Origin of the sequence: Gordonia jacobaea (assembly GCF_001186365.1) — a bacterium.
Taxonomy (GTDB): Bacteria; Actinomycetota; Actinomycetes; order Mycobacteriales; family Mycobacteriaceae; genus Gordonia; species Gordonia jacobaea.
Genome location: NZ_LDTZ01000014.1, coordinates 449,053 through 467,656 on the forward strand (window position 1 = coordinate 449,053; position 18,604 = coordinate 467,656).

Annotated in this window: 16 protein-coding genes and 1 tRNA gene; 9 read left to right on the forward strand and 8 right to left on the reverse strand. The window is 66.3% G+C overall.

Annotated elements, in window-relative coordinates:
* Window positions 1-155 precede the first annotated feature (155 nt).
* The 3 genes from ABW18_RS05095 to ABW18_RS05105 all read right to left on the reverse strand — a co-directional run bounded on the left by ABW18_RS05095 (window position 156) and on the right by ABW18_RS05105 (window position 5,474).
* A complete protein-coding gene (locus ABW18_RS05095; RefSeq protein WP_049697872.1) occupies window positions 156-1,781 on the reverse strand; it encodes a PucR family transcriptional regulator in 1,626 nt (541 codons plus the stop codon).
* Between the two features lie 106 nt (window positions 1,782-1,887).
* Window positions 1,888-4,059, reverse strand: coding sequence for a glutamine synthetase III family protein (locus tag ABW18_RS05100; RefSeq protein ID WP_049697873.1), 2,172 nt, complete (start codon window positions 4,057-4,059; stop codon window positions 1,888-1,890).
* 185 nt (window positions 4,060-4,244) lie between these two features.
* Window positions 4,245-5,474 carry an FUSC family protein gene (locus ABW18_RS05105; RefSeq protein ID WP_049697874.1) on the reverse strand — a complete coding sequence of 410 codons (1,230 nt, stop codon included), beginning with the start codon at window positions 5,472-5,474 and terminating at the stop codon, window positions 4,245-4,247.
* A 61-nt stretch (window positions 5,475-5,535) separates the two neighbouring features.
* On the opposite strand from ABW18_RS05105, the gene ABW18_RS05110 reads away from it, so the two are divergent.
* The 3 genes from ABW18_RS05110 (at window position 5,536) to ABW18_RS05120 (ending at window position 7,637) form a co-directional block, all read left to right on the forward strand.
* Window positions 5,536-6,045 carry a MarR family winged helix-turn-helix transcriptional regulator gene (locus ABW18_RS05110; RefSeq protein WP_049697875.1) on the forward strand — a complete coding sequence of 170 codons (510 nt, stop codon included), beginning with the start codon at window positions 5,536-5,538 and terminating at the stop codon, window positions 6,043-6,045.
* Window positions 6,046-6,140: 95 nt separating this feature from the next.
* Window positions 6,141-6,572 (forward strand): SRPBCC family protein, encoded by a 432-nt coding sequence (locus ABW18_RS05115; RefSeq protein WP_049698080.1) that lies wholly within the window; start codon window positions 6,141-6,143, stop codon window positions 6,570-6,572.
* A gap of 120 nt (window positions 6,573-6,692) precedes the next feature.
* Window positions 6,693-7,637: a type IV toxin-antitoxin system AbiEi family antitoxin domain-containing protein gene (locus ABW18_RS05120; protein WP_049697876.1), complete on the forward strand. Its 945-nt coding sequence runs from the start codon at window positions 6,693-6,695 to the stop codon at window positions 7,635-7,637.
* Window positions 7,638-7,779: 142 nt separating this feature from the next.
* Here ABW18_RS05120 and ABW18_RS05125 read toward each other — a convergent pair.
* Window positions 7,780-7,852: transfer RNA gene (locus ABW18_RS05125), tRNA-Arg, on the reverse strand.
* Window positions 7,853-7,985: 133 nt separating this feature from the next.
* Here ABW18_RS05125 and ABW18_RS05130 point away from each other — a divergent pair.
* Together ABW18_RS05130 and cobF are read left to right on the forward strand one after the other, a co-directional pair.
* Window positions 7,986-8,801, forward strand: coding sequence for an SDR family oxidoreductase (locus tag ABW18_RS05130; protein WP_049697877.1), 816 nt, complete (start codon window positions 7,986-7,988; stop codon window positions 8,799-8,801).
* An 8-nt stretch (window positions 8,802-8,809) separates the two neighbouring features.
* On the forward strand, window positions 8,810-9,568 hold the full coding sequence (cobF, locus tag ABW18_RS05135) for a precorrin-6A synthase (deacetylating) (RefSeq protein WP_049697878.1): 759 nt from the start codon (window positions 8,810-8,812) through the stop codon (window positions 9,566-9,568).
* Window positions 9,569-9,580: 12 nt separating this feature from the next.
* On the opposite strand, the gene ABW18_RS05140 is transcribed toward cobF, so the two are convergent.
* Window positions 9,581-10,321, reverse strand: a complete 741-nt coding sequence (locus ABW18_RS05140) for a 3'(2'),5'-bisphosphate nucleotidase CysQ (protein ID WP_049697879.1) — start codon at window positions 10,319-10,321, stop codon at window positions 9,581-9,583.
* Window positions 10,322-10,346: 25 nt separating this feature from the next.
* Between ABW18_RS05140 and ABW18_RS05145 the strand changes: the two genes are divergently transcribed.
* From ABW18_RS05145 to ABW18_RS05155, 3 genes are read left to right on the forward strand one after another with little or no spacing between them, the layout of a single operon-like run.
* On the forward strand, window positions 10,347-11,237 hold the full coding sequence (locus ABW18_RS05145) for a DNA-formamidopyrimidine glycosylase family protein (RefSeq protein WP_049697880.1): 891 nt from the start codon (window positions 10,347-10,349) through the stop codon (window positions 11,235-11,237).
* The gene (locus ABW18_RS05150) at window positions 11,234-12,094 is read left to right on the forward strand and encodes a class I SAM-dependent methyltransferase (protein ID WP_082946511.1); all 861 of its coding nucleotides are present in this window, start codon (window positions 11,234-11,236) and stop codon (window positions 12,092-12,094) included. The genes ABW18_RS05145 and ABW18_RS05150 overlap by 4 nt, the downstream gene beginning before the upstream one ends.
* A gap of 10 nt (window positions 12,095-12,104) precedes the next feature.
* Window positions 12,105-12,848, forward strand: coding sequence for an SDR family oxidoreductase (locus ABW18_RS05155; RefSeq protein WP_049697881.1), 744 nt, complete (start codon window positions 12,105-12,107; stop codon window positions 12,846-12,848).
* Here ABW18_RS05155 and ABW18_RS05160 read toward each other — a convergent pair.
* Window positions 12,829-15,534, reverse strand: coding sequence for an HAD-IC family P-type ATPase (locus tag ABW18_RS05160; protein ID WP_049697882.1), 2,706 nt, complete (start codon window positions 15,532-15,534; stop codon window positions 12,829-12,831). The two genes, ABW18_RS05155 and ABW18_RS05160, sit on opposite strands and share 20 nt — an antisense overlap.
* 82 nt (window positions 15,535-15,616) lie before the next feature.
* Complete coding sequence (locus ABW18_RS05165) at window positions 15,617-16,282, reverse strand: hypothetical protein (RefSeq protein ID WP_231895405.1); 666 nt, start codon at window positions 16,280-16,282, stop codon at window positions 15,617-15,619.
* A gap of 18 nt (window positions 16,283-16,300) precedes the next feature.
* On the opposite strand from ABW18_RS05165, the gene ABW18_RS05170 reads away from it, so the two are divergent.
* Entirely contained in the window at window positions 16,301-16,834 is a 534-nt protein-coding gene (locus ABW18_RS05170; RefSeq protein WP_049697884.1) for a hypothetical protein, read from the forward strand.
* A 1-nt stretch (window position 16,835) separates the two neighbouring features.
* Here the strand turns inward: ABW18_RS05170 and pgi are convergent, their stop codons facing one another.
* Window positions 16,836-18,512: a glucose-6-phosphate isomerase gene (gene pgi / locus ABW18_RS05175; protein ID WP_049697885.1), complete on the reverse strand. Its 1,677-nt coding sequence runs from the start codon at window positions 18,510-18,512 to the stop codon at window positions 16,836-16,838.
* Window positions 18,513-18,604: the final 92 nt, after the last annotated feature.

Below are 18,604 nucleotides of genomic sequence, written 5' to 3' on the forward strand. Positions count from 1 at the left end.
CGACTCGGCTGCTCGCTGCGCTCGCGGCCGGCTCAACCAGCGGAAGGGTCGAGCGATTTCCCGCTGGTCGAGCTTGTCGAGACCACCCTCGCGTGGGTGTGTGGTTTCGACTCGGCTGCTCGCTGCGCTCGCGGCTGGCTCAACCAGCGGGGCACTCAGCCGGCGGGCCGCGGGACCCGGAGCGTCAGCGCGACGACCAGGCGGGTGGTCGGGTCGTCGAGGTCAATGCCCGTCAGCTCCTGCACGCGACGAATGCGGTAGCGCAACGTGTTCGGATGGATGTGAAGCGCGGCGGAGGCCGCGCGGACGTCGCCGAAATGGTCGAGGTAGGCGCGCAGCGACGGTGTGAGTTCACTTCCCGACGTTTCGTCGCGCGCCGCGAGGTCGAGGACGCGCGCGTCGATCAGCTCCGGGTTTTCTTCGATCAGCGCGACGATCTCGCCGAGCAGCACTCCCGTCGTCGACGCCGCGACCGTCGTGACGGGCTCGATCAGATCCGATTCACGTTGTGCCGCATCGAGAACGCGATCAGTCTGAGTCCGCAATGTCGGTGCAGACCCGAGTCCCGCGGCGGGCCCAGCGACCACGGCCCGTGCGTCGACACCGAACTGTCGACGCGCCGCCGCAACCGCCGAGCGGGCCCACGCGACCGTTGTCGCCTGATTGGCAGCGGGAAGTACGACGTAGGCGCGTGGTCCGAGCGTCGACGTCACCGACAACGGGCTGAATGCGCTGGCGTGCAACGTCAATGCGGAGATCATCGCGGGTGTTGGCGCGGCCACCGATGCTCTCGACGGGTCGGTGAGCAGGCCGCCGAAAGCAACCACCATAAGGTCCGCGTCGGACGATATGCCCAGTTGGTTACCAAGGAACTCCGAGTCGATCGTCTCGCCGCGCGCTCCGAGAAGTCTGCGTACCAGTTCGTCGTGCCCGCTGCCCGCGCTGCGTCGTCGAGAAATGATGCGCGCTGCGACAGCGGCGGCGCCCGCGAGAATGTCGGAGGTGTTGTCGGCGAACCGATCTCGCCCTTCCTGCAACCAGATCGCGCCGAGGTAGTCGCCGACTCCCTGCTCGTGCGGAGAGCGGATCGAGATCGCCAGCCGCGGGCGCAACCCGAGTTCGCTGCGTTCCTCGACGGACACCAGTGTCTCGGTGGTGCGCAGCGCATCCAGCACGCCCCACTGGCGCAACCAGGCGAGCATCTCCGGTGGTCCCTCGCGCCCGAGGATCGACAATCGTCGAAGCTCGTCGGCTTCGTCGCCGGCGCTGCTGTAGGCGAGTACATGGGAACGCGCGTCCTCGATGCTGACGAGCCCACCGGTGCGGCGCGCGACCTCTGCGGCGAGTTCGAAGAGGTCGCCGATGCTGCCCGCCTGCATGGATTCGGCCCCGGGCGGTGCCGACGACGCATCCAGCACCCGCAGCACGAGTCGGTAGATGCGTTCCCACCGAGCATGCGGATCGACGTCGATGACCGCGACGGAATGCTCGGCGATGCGGGAGATGGCTTCGGCAGACGGCGATTTGAGCATGACGGCGACGGGCATCTGCGCTCCGAACCCGTCGAGCCAACCGACAACGTCGTCGGCGTCGACCCCGACCATCAGGAACAGGTCCGCGTCGCGCGCCGACGTGTGTAGCGGCAGGCGCAGGTCGTCGGGGTCGATGAGCGCGACCGAGTCGATCACGACGTCGAGGCCCCGCGGTGCGGCAGCCAGTGACGCCAGCGTCGCGTCGAGCGCGAGCAACAGCCGCCCCACACCGACACCGGATTCATCCATATCGACAAAGATACCGACCAGACCTGGCTGATCGTCCAAGAAAGTTCGTGAAATGCGACGTGCCCGCCGGGAGATATCCCGGCGGGCACGCTGCGTGGTGTTCGCGTCAGAGAATGGTCAGCATCTCGTTGTACGTCGGAAGCGGCCACAGATCGTCGGCGACGACTCCCTCGAGTGCGTCGGAGACGTCGCGCACGCCGTTCATCGCGGGGATCAGCGACTTCAGTGCGTACTCCGACTCCTCCTCGACGGTCTCTCCGTGGAAGCCCTCGATAGCGGACTCGAGCGTATCCATGGCGGCGTTGAGCTCGCTGACCTTGCCGGTCATGGTGCCCAGCGCCGGGGTCTCCATCTCGATGCCCGCAGCCTTGAGGCTGGCCGCGGTGCTCGCGAGTTCGCCCATGTAACGCGTTGCCGCGGGCAGGATCATCGTCTTGGCGATCTCGAGTGTCTCCTTGGCCTCAACCAGCAGGGCCAACGAATACTGTTCGAGCACAACGTCTTTACGCGCCTCGAGCTCGCGCTCGGACAGGATGCCGTACTTGCTGAACACCTCCTTGATCTCCGGGAGGTCGTACTGCTCCATCGCGTCGACGGTGGTGCGGAGGTTCAGCAGACCGCGCGACGCGGCCTCCTCCTGCCACTCGTCGGAGTAGCCGTTGCCGTTGAAGACCACCTTGCCGTGCTCGGTGATGATGCCCTCGAGCAGTTTCTGCACTGCGGCGTGGAACTCGGTTCCCGCAGCGATCTCCTTGTCGAGGAAGTCGGCGACGTACTCGAGCGAATCGGCGAGCATCGCGTTGATCGCGATCATCGGGTCGGCGATCGACTGGTTGGAGCCGGGCGCGCGGAACTCGAAACGGTTGCCGGTGAAGGCGAACGGGCTGGTGCGGTTGCGATCGCCGGCGTCGGCCTTGAACGGCGGCAGCGTGTCGACGCCGAGTTCGATGACGCCCGACGTCTTGCTCTCCTTGGCACCACCCTTCGCGATCTGGTCGAAGATGTCGGAGAGCTGCTCGCCGAGGAAGATCGAGATGATCGCGGGCGGCGCCTCGTTGGCGCCCAAGCGGTGATCGTTCGACGCCGAGGCGATCGAGGCACGCAGGAGGCCGCCGTACTTGTGCACGCCGCGGATGATCGCCGCGCAGAAGACGAGGAACTGCTCGTTCTCGTGCGGGGTGTCGCCGGGGTTGAGCAGGTTGCCCTGGTTGGAGTTGCCCATCGAGAAGTTGACGTGCTTGCCCGAGCCGTTGACTCCGGCGAACGGCTTCTCATGCAGCAACGCGATCATGCCGTAGCGCTCTGCGACCTTCTTGATGGTGGTCATCATGAGCTGCTGGTGATCGTGGGCGATGTTCGAGCGCTCGAAGACCGGGGCGATCTCGAACTGTCCCGGTGCGACCTCGTTGTGGCGGGTCTTGGCCGGGATGGCCTGCTTGAACAGTTCGCGGTCGAGCTCGATCATGAACGCGAGCACACGGTCGGGGATCGCCCCGAAGTAGTGGTCGTCGAACTCCTGACCCTTCGACGGCTTGGCGCCGAACAGCGTGCGGTTCGTCGTCATCAGGTCGGGGCGGGCGAAGTAGAAGTGGCGGTCGATCAGGAAGTACTCCTGCTCCGGGCCCGCGTACGAGACGACGGTGTCGACGTCCTCGTGGCCGAACAGTCGCAGCACGCGCATCGCCTGCTTGCTCATGGCCTGCTGGCTGCGCAGCAGCGGCACCTTCTTGTCGAGGGCCTCGCCGGTCCACGAGATGAAGATCGTGGGGATGCACAGCGTGTTGCCGTTGGGGTTCTCCAGGATGTACGCCGGGCTGGTGACGTCCCATCCGGTGTAACCGCGGGCCTCGAAGGTGCCGCGCAGGCCGCCGTTGGGGAAGCTCGACGCGTCGGGCTCGCCCTGCAGCAGCGTCTTACCTGCGAATTCGGCGAGCGAACCGTCGGCGCCGTCGGGTTCGAGGAAGGAGTCGTGCTTCTCGGCGGTGAATCCGGTCAGCGGGTAGAAGACGTGCGCGTAATGCGACGCACCCTTCTCGATGGCCCAGTCCTTCATCGCGGAAGCTACGTAGTCGGCGAGGGTCGGGTCGAGTGGAACGCCCTTGTCGATGGTTGCCGCGACAGCCTTGAAGACGTGCTTGGGCAGGCGGGTCTTCATCGCCGAGAGGGTGAAGACGTTGCGGCCGAAGGTGTCTGCCAGGGGCTCGGGGAAGCCGTCGCATTCCATCTCATACGTGGTCACGGCCTCGATGGCCTGACGGCGGGACATGCTGCCACTCATACATAAACTCCTGGGTCGGCTCTCCGGTTGCGACGCGTGTGCGCCTGTCGTGGCCGGGTGGCCCCGAAGAGTGAGTGTCGTTGGTTCAAGCAAAACGACGCTATGAGGACCAGGTACCCAGGTCATTGCCTCCATGTGACGCTCGTGAAAACACGCTTCACAATGGTGCGGAAGCCGTCAGGTTGCTAGCTGCGCGAACGATTCGACGCCGAGTTCGGTTGGGACAGCTCGGTGTCGGAGTTCTCCGGCGCAGGTGCGTTCGCGGCGTGTGCACGCAGCGCCGCAATATCGTGTCCGCGGACCGCCAGGGCGGCCACGACGATGCCGACCACGATTCCGATCGCGGTGTCGAGAACGCGATCGACGGCCGCCTCGGGACTCAAACCCGCGCTGAGGCCGGTGAGCAGGAGTGCCATGGGTGTCACCGCGAGTGAGCAGAGTGCGTAGTTGACGGTCGAGAGGATCTCGGCGAGCACCTGGAATATGACGATTCCCGCGACCGCGCCCCAGTATCCCAGCGGCACCGCGAGGAGTATTCCCGCGATCACCGCGCCGCCCAGATTGCCCAGCAGTCGCTGGACTCCGCGTCGAACAGTGAGGTGATACTCGACGCCCTGCATCGCCGCGACCGCACCCATCGCGGCCCACATCGGGTGATCGAGATGGACGGCGACGGCGATCGTCGCCGCGATCGCCGCAGCGATGGCGATGCGGATCGCGGTGACGGCGAGGTGCTTGCGATGCGCGGGGGCCTGTCCGCCCGCGAGGGTGACCCAGATCGATTCACGTTGCGCTGGAGCGGTTTTCGACGTGTTGTCGTGTGTTCTCGATTTCGGGAGTCGCGACCTGAGTAGCTCGACGAACCACGGAGCCAGCGCGATGAGAATGCCGATCACGGCGCCGATCGCCGAGGCGAGCGTCGCGCGGCCGATGTCGGCTGCACTGTGTGCGTACCCTGCTGCGCCGGTCGCGGCGAAGACGAAGATGACGGCGCCCGGTCCGACGATGCGCAGCGCCGACACGACATAGCACGCGATCCCGGCCAGCACGGCGGTCACGACGATCTCGGTGACGATGGAATTCGCGTAGGTGCCCATCGTCGCGCCGACCGCGATGACCGCGGTGACCCCGACGCCGAGCGCGATGAGTCGGGGAGCGCGGACGGGGTAGGGGTCGGGTCGGCAGAATGCCGAGACCAGCGCGCCGAGTGCAGCGAGTCCCGCGAGGTCGCGCAAGCCGAGCAGTGCACCGACGACGAGGACAACGCCCACGGCCACACCCACCCGCAGCGGGGCGGCAACGCTGGTGCGGCTGAAGTCGAGTCGCAGGGCGTCGCGCCAGGTGGTCGGGCTCACGACGTGCTGCAGGGCTGCGCCGCGGACACGGACGTGCGGGGTGATCAGGGAGCTCTGCATTCGACTAATTTATCACTGTTTTACTAGTGAAGTAAATGAAGGTGCTAGTTATGATCGTCACGTGACCGACATCCCCGACGCCCGAGCGAGCCGTGACCTGGTCGACCGGATCGAAGCGGAATGGGCACGGTCGTATCCGCACCTCGACATCGAGCCGATCGGCATCCTCGGTCGGATTCAGCGCATCGCGACGGTCTCCAACCACCGACTCGACCGCAAGCTGGAGGCGCACGGGATCGGACGGTCGGAGTTCGACGTCCTCAGCGCTCTGGCCAGGTCGGATCGCCCACTGCGCGCCAGTGAGGTGGTGTCGACGACCATGCTGAGCGGGGCGTCTATCACCAAGATCAGCGAGACGCTCTCGCGGCGCGGACTGCTTGCGCGACGAAAGTCCGAGCGCGACGGCAGGGTGGTGCTGCTGGAACTGACCGAGGCGGGACGGGCACTGGTCGACGCCGAACTCCCCAACAGACTCGCCGACGACGCCGATGTTCTCTCCCCGCTGAGCGCCGACGAGCGCGCACAACTCGTCGATCTTCTGCGACGGATCTCGGCGGACCTGGGCGAGTGAGGCGCGACCCGATTGTCGACGTCGACAACGGGTAATGGAACATTGTCCGTAGTTGCGTCCACCGCCGTCTTGGCGGAACAACACGAGGAGTGCAGATGCCAGGGGTGAGCCACAGCGCGGTGATCGATGTGCCACGTCAAAGGGTGTTCGACTACGTCAACGACTACAACAACGTGCCCGGCTACATGTTCGGGATCACTCGCTTCGATCCGACCACTGACCACACCTCAGGTCTCGGCGCGACGTTCAATGCCGAGATGAGCGTGGGGCCGAAGGTGCTCAAGTCCACTGTCGAGACCAAGGAATGGGTCGACGGTGAGCTGATCGCGCTGGTGTCGGTCGACGGCTTTCCCGCGAACACGACCTGGCGATTCGCCGACGCCGACGGTGGAACGAAGGTCGAGGTGGAGTTCCAGTACAAACTGCCCGGCGGACTCAGCGGGCGTGCGCTCGGTGCCATTCTCGAGCCGTTCGTCGGCCAGGCGATCAAGCAGACCGACAACAACCTGCGGTCGCAGCTCGTCTGACGCCTCGGGCTCCGAGTTGCGTGGTCCCCTCGGGGGCATTTTTGTACCCGTACGTCCCACACAACTTTGGCCTGTGGATAGATTTTCGGCGTCGCGTCGGATGTGCGACATCCTGAGCGGGTGCGATCCGACGAGGGGTGGCTGGCGCTCGCGCACCGGCAGGACAACATCGCGACACGTGCGCAGCTCGCTGAGGCAGGCGTCGACAAGCGAACCGTGCGGCGGCGAGTCAGCAGCGGCGAGTGGAAGGCGTTCGGCCCGCGAGTTCTGATGCTCGCTCCAGGTGCTCCGAGCGAGACTCAGCGCGTCTGGATCGGTGCGCTACACCCTTGTGGCACAACAGCTCTGGCAGGTCGCGCTGCTCTGTCGGCGCATGGGTTGAAGGGCTGGGAGGATGGGCCAGTCGTGTTCCTTGTCGGAGCAGACGATCGCAGCGCGCGGAGGGCGCCTGACGGAATCGACTACGTCCGTACCCGCCACGACCTGACCTCGCTCTCCGTGCAACGCGCGGGAATGGCGACGCTGCGGGTCGAGCCCGCGACCCTCACATTGGCTTCGGCGCTCAATGCTGGTGCGTGGGGTGAGCATGCGTCGGCACGGTCGGCGGGCGGTCTTCTCGCCGCCGTGGTGCAACAGCGACTGACAACGGCCGAGGCTCTGCTCTCCTGGTGCGACAAGCTGCCGCGGCTGCGCCATAAGCCTCTGCTGCGCGGATTCCTCGACGACATCGCGGGTGGCTCGGAGTCGATGGCCGAAATCGACCTGGTCACGATGTGCCGTGACTTCTCCCTGCAACCTCCCGTGCGTCAGCGTCCTCGCACCGACAGCGATGGTCGACGCCGCTACACCGATGGCGAATGGGATCTGCCCGACGGATCGACGGTGGTGCTCGAGGTCGACGGGTCGTTTCACAGGGACCACACGTCGTGGGAGGACGATCTACGTCGCCAGCGCCGATTGTCTACTCCCGGCCGCCGCCAGCTGCGTTGTACCGCCGTGGAATTGCGCACGGAGCCCGAAGAAGTGGTCAAAGATCTCCTGGCCGCCGGAGTGCCGCGGATCTGAGTCGAGGCGTCGAGTTGCGTGGGATCCTCGGGGGCATTTTTGTACCCGCGTGTCCCACGCAACTGTTTGGTGCGCCCGCGGGAATCTCTCTTTAGCCACACAGTGGGCGCACACCGGCCGGAGGCCGGCAAGGATGTCAGTGTGCCCCCGGCAGGAATCGAACCTGCGACACCCGCTTTAGGAGAGCGGTGCTCTATCCACTGAGCTACGAGGGCGGGTCGTGAAGACCGACGGAGGCAGTCTACGTGACGGGCCGATCCGCGATCGGAGCGGGAGCCGTTGCGCCAGGGCGGGCTCGGCTTAGGTGCTTCTGATCTCGCGGGCGCAGCGAGACGATACGGTGAAGCGGTGACACCATCTCAGCTCACCGTCCTCGTGACCGGCGCGACCAGTGGAATCGGCGAAGAGGTGGCGCGGCAGTTCGCCTCCGCGGGCCATCGAGTCTTCGGCACCAGTCGACACCCCGACAAGGTGGCCGATCCGATTCCCGGCGTGACCTACGTACGTCTCGACAACGCCGACTACGAGAGCGCGACGGAGTGCGCCCACGAGGTCGGCGCCGTCGACATCCTGATCAACAACGCGGGCGAGTCGCAGGCAGGCGCTCTCGAGGACACGCCGATCGGTGCTGTCGAAGATCTGTTCCGTATCAACGTGTTCGGGCCGATCGCGCTGACCAAGGCCGTGCTCCCGGGTATGCGTGAGCGGCGTCGGGGAACTGTCGTGATGGTCGGGTCGATGCTGTCGAGCTTCCCGGTCGCGTTCCGATCCAACTACGCCGCAACGAAGTCCGCGCTGAAGGCGTATGCGTTCGCGACCCGACGTGAGGTCGCGCCGTACGGGATCCGGATGATCAGCGTCGAACCGGGAACGATCGCCACCGGCATCGGCGATCGGCGCAGCATCTACATCGGTGAGAACTCGCCCTACCGTGACGAGTACGAAACCCTCGCGGCCGCAACGCGACATAACGAAGAAGAGGGCATCAGTGGGGCGGAGATGGCGGCGGTCATTGTCGACGCCGCACTCGCCGAGCATCCGAAGCCGTTCTACGCCAAGGGAAATTCTGCGGGACTCGTCTTCGCCTTGCGACGCCTCCTGCCGCGCCAGTTCATCCTCGACATGACCGCCCGCAAACACGGGCTGCGGCGCGTGAAGATCTGATTTCGACGATGCGAATAACGTTGCGGGTCATCGGGATCGGTCCCGGTGATCCACGGCAGATCACGCTCCAGGCGATCGAAGCGATGTCCGACGTCGAGGTATTCGTCGCGTTGGAAAAGGGGAGTGCGAAGACGAGGCTGCTCGACGCCCGCAAAGAGATCCTTGCGAGCCATGCCAATTCGTCGCACCGGCTCATCGAGATCGCTGACCCGCCGCGTGATCGCACGCCGGCCGACTACGACGCCGAGGTGCGGCGCTGGCACGCGGCACGAGCCGAGCTGATCGCTTCCGCGCTGCGTGACGAACTGCCCGGCGGGGGTGTCGCGGCGTTCCTGGTCTGGGGCGACCCGGCGCTGTACGACAGCACCCTGCGCATCGTCGACGATCTGTCCGACCGCCCCCACCTGACCCTCGACGTCGAGGTCATTCCGGGCGTGACGAGTGCGAGCGCGCTGACCGCCGCGCACGGAATCGTCGCCAACCGGATCGGCGAACCCATCCACATCACCACGGGGCGTCGGCTCGCCGACACACCGCCGGGCGTCGACTCCAACCAGATCGTGATGCTCGACGCCGACCTCGCGTTCCGGCAGACCGCAAACCCCGACGATCACATCTGGTGGGGCGCCTATCTGGGCACCTCGGACGAGATCCTCATCAGCGGCCGGGTGGGCGACGTGGGCGAGCGCATCGCCGCGGAGCGCGCGGCGGCCCGCGAGCGCGTGGGCTGGATCATGGACATCTACCTGCTGCGCAAACAGCGCTGAGCGGGCGGGTTGTCACCAGATCCGGGCGAGGACGCCGAGTAGGTCGTCGGCGATCTCGGATCGGCAGATGACGAAGTCGGGCATGTACGGGCGTGGGCGGTTGTAGACGATGGGCGAGCCGTCGAGGCGGCTGCAGTGCAGCCCCGCGGCGAGCGCGACGCCGACCGGGGCGCAGTTGTCCCATTCGTACTGGCCGCCCGAGTGCACGTATGCGTCGACATCGCCGCGGACCACGGCCATCGCCTTGGCGCCCGCCGACCCGATCTCGACCGGCGCCAGACCGAGTGCGCGCGATACCGCGGCCACTTCATACGTTCCGCCCCAACGGGATACGGCCATGCGATGTCGTAGCGGTTCGCTTGTGGGTTCGACGGTGTCGGTGCGGAACAACTCGCCGGTCGCGGGTAGCGAGACCGCCGCCGCTGTCACCACGCCGGACTCGGTGAGCGCGACGTGAACTGCCCAGTCGGCAGTGCCGGAAGCGAACTCGCGCGTGCCGTCGAGCGGGTCGATGATCCAGACGCGATCGGCTTTCGCGCGGTCGCCGACGTCGTCGGCTTCTTCCGAGAGCACAGCGTCGGAGCCGCGATGCCGGCGCAGCACGTTGCCGATCCACGCCTGGGCCATCGCGTCGCCGAGGTCGCCGAGTTGTCGACCACCCAGCAACTGCCCCGAGCGCACTCCGACGAGGATCTCGCCTGCGCCGTCCGCGATCCGAGCGGCGAGCTCGGCGTCGGAATGTGCGGAGATCATGCACTTACTAGAGCACACTGGAGGCATGCCTGAGCTGCCTGAGGTCGCCGCCATCGCCGATTACGTCGACGAGCACGCTGCCGGCTTCCCGATCCGACGCGTCGACGTCGCGTCGCTGTCGGTACTGAAAACAGCAGATCCGCCGTACACAGCGCTGATCGGGCGCATCGTCGACTCCGCGTCGCGGATCGGTAAATACCTCGTCATCACGACGATTCCCGGCAGCGCCGAACAGGTCGACGAACCGACGATCAGCCTGGTCATCCACCTGTCGCGCGCGGGGTGGCTGCGCTGGAGCGAGGATCTCTCGCCGCGCCCGCTGCGTCCCGGCGGCAAGAGTCCGATCGCGCTGCGCGTCCACTGCGGGCTACCCGGAGAGGGCTTCGACGTCACCGAGGCCGGCACCCAGAAGCGGCTGGCCGTGTGGGTGGTGCGGGATGTGTCCGACGTCGAGCGCATCGCCTCACTCGGACCCGACGCGATGGGTGTCACTCGCGACGAGCTCGCCGAGATCCTGCACGGCACGTCGGGCCGAATCAAGAACGTGCTGACCGATCAGCGGGTGATCGCCGGGATCGGAAATGCCTACTCCGACGAGATCCTGCACACCGCAAAGCTTTCGCCGTTCGCGTCGTCGAAAACACTGTCCGACGCCCAGATCGACACACTCTACGAGTCGATGCGGGGCGTACTCACCGATGCGACCGGGCGGCTCGAAGGTCTCGGCGTCGCAAAACTGAAGTCGGAGAAGCGAACCGGGCTGCGGGTGCATGCCCGCACCGGGATGCCGTGTCCGGTGTGTGGCGACACGATCCGGGAGGTCAGCTTCACCGACCGATCATTCCAGTACTGCCCGACGTGTCAGACCGGCGGAAAGGTGCTCGCGGACCGTCGAATGTCACGGCTGCTCAAGTGACGGACGCACAGTCGGCGCGAGGAGACGCCCAGTCGGCAGTAGGAGGCGCCCAGTCGGCAGTACGAGGCGCCCAGTCGGCAGCGCTGGCCGCGCGGCTGCGGGCGGCGGGCTGTGTGTTCGCGGCGGAGGAGGCGGCCATCCTCGTCGACGCCGCGCGCGACGTCGAGCAGCTGGAAGAGATGACCGCTCGGCGTTGTGCGGGTGAGCCGCTCGAGCATGTGGTGGGGAAGGTCCGGTTCGGGTCGATCGACCTGCATGTGGGGCCGGGGGTGTTCATCCCTCGACAGCGCTCGCTGTTGCTCGCGCAGGTCGCTGCGGAGGTGCTGCGCCAACGTCACGTCGAGCACCCCGTGGTCATCGAGGCGTTCTGCGGAGTCGCGCCGGTAGCGGCGGCGGTGGCAGAAGCGGCGAGCGGTGCGCGCATCCACGTCGTCGACGTCGACGCGACGGCTCTGGCTTACGCGCGCCGCAACCTGCCCGCCGGTGCGCACGCTCACCTCGGTGACGGACTGTCGACGTTGCCGCGGCGGTTGCTCGGCGCGGTCGACGTGATCGCGGCCGTATCGCCCTATATCCCCGACGGTGCCGTCGAGCTCCTACCGCACGAGACCGAATACGAACCACGGACTGCACTTCTCGGGGGCAGCGACGGACTCGACCACATTCGACGGCTGGTCGGTGCCGCCCCTGACTGGCTCGCCGACGGTGGCGCACTGCTGATGGAGATGAACACCGCGCAGGCAGGGCAGATCCTCGCCGAGCGCAGCGACGACTGGGCCGACGCCGACCGGATCGTCGGCGACGACGGTCAGACCGCGGTGGTACGTCTCGTTCGACGTCCCCGCGCGCAGGGGTAGGTTGTCCTGCGTGACGACCCGACAGAAGATCCTGATCACCGGCGCGAGCTCGGGGCTCGGCGAGGGGATGGCCCGTGAATTCGCCGCGCGCGGCCGTTCGCTGGCCCTGGCCGCCCGACGCCTCGACCGCCTCGAGACCCTCGCAGACGAACTCCGGCCGAGCGCGTCGCAGGTCGCCGTGAGCGCACTCGACGTCACCGACGTCGACGCCGTGCCCGTCGTCTTCGGCAAGCTGCGCGACGAACTCGGCGGTCTCGACCGCGTGATCGTGAATGCGGGGCTGGGCAAGGGCGCCCCGATCGGGACGGGCAAGGCGCACGCCAACATCGAGACCGTGCAGACCAACCTCGTCGGAGCGCTCGCACAGGCGGAGGCCGCGATGGAGATCTTCCGCGCGCAGAACCACGGCCATCTGGTGCTGGTCAGCTCGATCAGCGGAATCCGTGGACTTCCCAAGGCACAGACCGCGTACTCGGCGTCGAAGGCCGGTGTCACGGCAATCGGGCAGGGTTTGCAGGCAGAACTCGTCAACTCGCCGATCACGGTGTCGGTCGTCGCGCCCGGCTACATCGAGACCGACATCAACCGCGGGGTGAAGACCGCTCTGATGGCCGACACGGAGTCCGGAGTCGCGGCGATGGTCAAGGCCATCGAGGCCGAAAAGGGCTACTCGCCGGTGCCGCCGTGGCCGTGGACTCCGATCGCCGCGGCACTGAAGTATCTGCCCGCGTTTGTCACGCGTCGGATGATCTGACCGATTCGAATCGTCGCGCAACGGCTTTCGCGATTTCGATGATGAAGAAGATCGCGATGGCCAGACCGATGGTGACGCCCCATCCGACGCCGGTGAGGGGAGCGGACCCGAACCACGTGTGCATGAACGGCGCGTAGATGAACACCAACTGCAGCACGATGAGTGCTGCCGACGTGTACCAGACCATCGGATTGCCGCGCAGCGCACCGACTTTGAGGCTCGAACCACTGAGGTAGCGGCAGTTGAACAGGTAGGCCAGTTGGCCGAGCGCGAGCATGTTGACCGCGGCCGTCTGGGCAATGGCCAGGGAATGCCCGTCCGACTTCGCCACGAAGTACACCGAGATGGCAGCGGCGGCAACGAGGATGGAGACGAAGGTGATCATCGCGAGGTCGCCGCGTGCGATCAGCGGACCGTCGGTCGACCGTCTCGTTCGCGACATGATCCCCGGTTCGGCGGGCTCGAAAACCAATGCGAGCGAAAGGGTCACGGCAGTGATCATGTTGACCCACAGGATCTGGACGGGCGTCAACGGAAGCGAGAATCCGAACAGGATCGCGACAAGTATGACCAGCGATTGCGCGCCGTTGGTCGGCAACAGGAACAGGATTGATTTGCGGATGTTGTCGTAGATCCGACGACCCTCTTCGACCGCACGCTCGATGGTCGCGAAGTTGTCGTCGGCAAGGACGATGCCCGCGGCCTCCTTGGTGGCCTCGGTGCCCTTGATGCCCATCGCGACACCGATGTCGGCGCGCGTCAGTGCCGGCGCATCGTTCACGCCGTCGCCGGTCATCGCCACGATCTCACCCTGTGCCTGCAGTGCGGTGACGATCCGCAGCTTGTGCTCAGGGCTGGTGCGCGCGTAGATGTCGACCTCACCGGCCACCTCGCGCAGCCGTGTCTGACTCATCTTCTGCAGGTCGGCGCCGGTGAGCACCGGAGCGGCCGGATCGTCGATGATGCCCATTTCCGCCGCGATCGCGCGTGCGGTGCCCGCGTGGTCGCCGGTGATCATCTTGACCCGGATTCCTGCGCTGTGGCAGTTGGCGATCGCTGTGATCGCCTCGGGCCGTGGGGGATCGACGATGCCCGCAACGCCCAAGAATGTCAGTCCATGATCGACGTCGTCGAGCGTCAGCGAGTCGGCGTCGGGTGCGGGTCGTCGTGCCGCGGCGAGCACTCGCAGTCCCTGCGCGCTGAGCTCGTCGATGACGCTTTCCCAACGAGGTCGGTCGAGGGGCCGGAGTTCACCGTGCTCGTCCAATTCGAACTCGCTGCGGTCGAGCAGGCGGTCGGGAGCGCCCTTGACGAGAATGGTGCGCCCGCCGTCGGGTAGATCCGAGAGCGTGGCCATGAACTTGTTCTGCGACTCGAACGGGACTTCACCGAGCCGCGCGACGTCGGCGTCGAACCCGGCCTTGAGGGCCAGAGTCCGTAGCGCGCCCTCCGTCGGCTCGCCGATGAGTTGCCAGCGCCCGTCGACCTCGGCGACTCGTGCGTCGTTGCACAGCGCCATGGTCTCGACGAACAGTGCGAGATCGGGATCCGCGCTCAGCGATGCGACCTGTCCGTCCGCGGTGATCGATCCCCTCGGGTCGTAGCCGGTGCCGTCGACGGAATAGCGTTGTGCGCCTGTGACGACGGTGCGCACCGTCATCTCGTTCTGCGTCAGCGTGCCGGTCTTGTCGGAGCAGATCACGCTGACCGAGCCGAGTGCCTCCACCGCGGGGAGCTTGCGTGTGATCGCGTGTCGTCGCGCCATCTGCTGCACCCCGAGCGCCAGCGTGATCGTGACGACTGCGGGAAGTCCCTCGGGGATTGCTGCGACAGCGAAACCGATTGCGGCCGAGATCAACTCGTCGATGGTGAAGTTGTGGATGACCTTGCCGATCACCATGATCGCCGCGGCGAGGCCGAGGATGCCGAGCGAGAGTTGTGTTCCGAACTTCTCGAGGCGCTGGGTCAGCGGGGTATCGACCTGCTCGATGTCGGAGATCATCGACTGGATTCGGCCGATCTCTGTCGACGGTCCGGTCGCGGTGACCACGCCGACGCCGGTGCCCGCCGAGACGATGGTGGACGAGTACGCCATCGATTGTCGGTCGCCAATGCCTGCGTCGACGTCGACGGCAAGGGTGTCTTTGCTGGCGGGGACGGATTCGCCCGTCAGCGCCGACTCCTCGATACGCAGATTCGTCGCCTCGAGCAGCCGTATGTCGGCGGGCACTCGATCGCCCGACCTGATCGACACGACGTCGCCCGGAACGAGGTTCTCGGCGTCGACGTCGACCCACTCGCCATCGCGGCGGGCACGCGCGTGCAGCGACAGCATGTTCCGGATGCCCGCGAGTGCGCTCTCTGCCCTGCCCTCTTGGACGAACCCGACGACGGCGTTGATCACCGCGACCGCGACGATGACCGCGAAGTCGATCCAGTCGCCGAGGATCGCCTTCAGCACACCTGCGCCGATGAGGATGTAGATCAGGATGTTGTTGAACTGCGCGGCGAAGCGCAGCACCGCCGGTCGAGTCTTTGCGGCCGCGAGCCGATTGGGGCCGACGTGCTCGAGTCGTCGTGTCGCGTCGGCACTGGTCAGGCCCTGCGCGGAGGTATCAAGTGCTGCGAGGACCTCCGAGCGTCCCACGGCGTGCGAATCGGTCAGCACCGCATCTGTTGTCGTCAACGTGGAGACCTCTCAGACCGTCGTCGCACTCGCTGCCCCTTAGGCAGACTCTAATCCGAATAGGCGACGTCGGCTGTGCGGCTCAGCCTGCGGGTGGCGCGGGGGAACTGCTCGCGACGTCGGCCGGATTGCGCCACACGACGGGCGCCTGCTTGTAGTCGAGTGAGTCGTCGCCGGTGGTGTCGGCCCAGTAGATGACCTGAGTCAGCTTTTGCCCCTCATCGGCGTAGGCGACGAGGCAGGTGGCGTAGGACTCGCCGCGACGCATCGTCTCGGGGGGCTTCGGGTTGGCGCAGTCCTTCAGTGAGGTCGACGGCGGCAGCGTCAGCGCTGCGGTGCGCCCATCGGCCGAACCGGCGAGGCCGAGGACCTTGGGGGCGGGCGCCGGCCCTTGTGCCAGAGACGTCACTGTGACGTAGACGAAATATGCTGTGCCGCCGCGGGTTTGCGCGCTGGGTACGTCTTTGCCCTGTGTGATGCCGGTGACCGTGTACAGCGCCGTCGACCCGCCCGCACGATAGGCGTCGGCGGGCAGTGACGCCGAGGCGCCGAAGTCGAGCGTGGTTCCGGGTGCGGTGCGCGGATGCTGCTGCCCGGGTGCGACGGTCACGGCCGCTGATCGGGGCACCGACGTCGCGGATTCGGCGGTACCACCGGAGTCGGACGAGCATGCCGCGACGCCGAGCACGCCCGCGACACAGGCCAGCGACACCACGAGCAGTCGCGGCCGCAAAACGGTAGTCCTCACGTGCGTAAGGTAGCGGATGTGGGTTCCACACAGGGGCAAGTGGTCGCCAATGGCGCGTTCGCACTCTTCTCACGACGACGAGTCGACGACATGAGTGAACTACTCGAGTCGATCTTCGGCCGCGACGACATCACCGCGGTCGGCGCGGATTGGCGCGGGATCGTCTACTTCACCCTCGACGACGATGAGGAACTCGCACCCGATACCGTCGTCGGCTTCGACCCGTCGAGCGGAGCGTCGGGACCGCTGGCCACGCTCGATGAGGTACTCGCGGCGGTTCGCGACGGCGAGATCGCCGAGGCCGTCGACGTGTCCGGGTTCGACGCCTGGCGGGTTGCGACCGGCACCCGTGAACTCGCGATGGGCGACTGTGTGCCGCCGCTCGTACTCGAGTTCCTCGGCGGCGACCCGGCTGAACGCGCCGACGAGCCGCAGGACCTCATCACCTACGTTGCGGTCGCGGCCGCGCTCATGGGTCGGCTCGAGGCGCTCGGAGTACAACCGGGCGATGAGATCCCGCCCGAGGTGTTCGACGACGAGCGCTGGTCCTGACTCAGGCCTTACGTCCGCGCTCGGCGCGGTACCAGCGCACCAGTGCGTCGGTCGACGAATCAGCTTGCTGCGCAGGCGCTTCGGCGTCGGTGATGACGCCCAGAAGCTCCTTGGCCTGCGTCTTGCCCAATTCGACGCCCCACTGGTCGAACGAGTTGATGCCCCACAGCGTGCCCTCGACGAACACCTGATGCTCGTAGAGCGCGATCAACTGACCGATCACCGCCGGGGTCAGTTCGGACGCGAGTATCGACGTCGACGGTCGGTTGCCGGGCATCACCTTGTGCGGCACCACCTTCTCGTCGACGCCCTCGGCCCTGATCTCGTCCGCGGTCTTCCCGAACGCCAGCACCTTGGTCTGCGCGAAGTAGTTGCTCATCAGTAGATCGTGCATCGAGCCGGTGTCATCGGCGGTGGGCAAATCGTCGGTGGGGTTGGCGAAGCCGATGAAGTCGGCGGGCACCAGACGTGTTCCCTGGTGGAGCAGTTGGTAGAAGGCGTGCTGGCCGTTGGTACCCGGCTCGCCCCAGAAGATCTCGCCGGTGTCGGTGGTCACGTGCTCGCCGTCGGCCTTGACCGACTTGCCGTTGGACTCCATCGTCAACTGCTGCAGGTACGCGGCGAAGCGCGCCATGTCGTTCGAATAGGGGAGCACCACCCGCGACTGTGCGTCCCAGAAGTTCGAGTACCAGAATCCGATCAATGCCAGCAGTACGGGCGCGTTGCTCTCCAGCGGCTGCGTACGGAAATGAGTGTCGACGGTGTGGAATCCGCCGAGGAATTCGGCGAAGCGTTCCTTGCCGATCGCCGCCATCACCGAGAGGCCGATCGCGGAATCCACCGAATAGCGGCCGCCCACCCAGTCCCAGAAGCCGAACATGTTGACCGGGTCGATTCCGAAGTTCGACACCGCCTCCGCATTGGTGCTGACTGCGGCGAAGTGCTTGGCGACGGCGTCCTCACCCGCGCCGAGTTTGTCCAGCAGCCACCGCTTGGCGGCAGCCGCGTTGGTCAGCGTCTCCAGCGTCGTGAAGGTTTTCGACGCGACGATGAACAGCGTCTGCTCGGCGTCGAGGTCGGCGAGTGCCGCGACCATGTCGGCCGGGTCGACATTGGACACGAAGTGGCAGCGGATGTCGGTATCGACGTAGTGGCGCAGCGAGCCGTACACCATGACGGGCCCGAGGTCGGAGCCGCCGATGCCGATGTTGACGACGTCGGTGATGGGTTTTCCGGTGTGGCCCTTCCACTCTCCGCTGCGCAGCTTGTCGGTGAATGCGCCCATCGCGTCGAGCACTTCGTGGACGTCGTGCACGACGTCCTGGCCGTCGACGACGAGTTGCGCGTCGGCGGGGAGGCGGAGCGCGGTGTGCAGGACCGCGCGGTCTTCGGAGGTGTTGATGTGCACGCCTGCGAACATGTCGTCGCGGTGCTGTTCGAGATTTGCTTCACGCGCGAGCGAGAGGAGGAGCTCGATGGTCTCGGCGTCGATTCGGTGTTTGGAGTAGTCGATGTGCAGATCACCGACGTCGATGGTGAGCTCGCGCCCACGGGAGGGGTTGTCGGCGAACAACTCCCGGAGATGGCGTTCGGCGAGGATCGGCTTGTGAGCCTCCAACGCCTGCCAGGGTTGAGTAGTGGTGATGTCCTTGCCGCTGCGCGAGACGTCGGTGCCCATGAACCAACACTAGGTCTTCACGGCGTGGCGCGTACTCGATAAGAGGGCAGACAGACGTCTCGTAACCGATGGTTCACCAATCGCGAACCCGC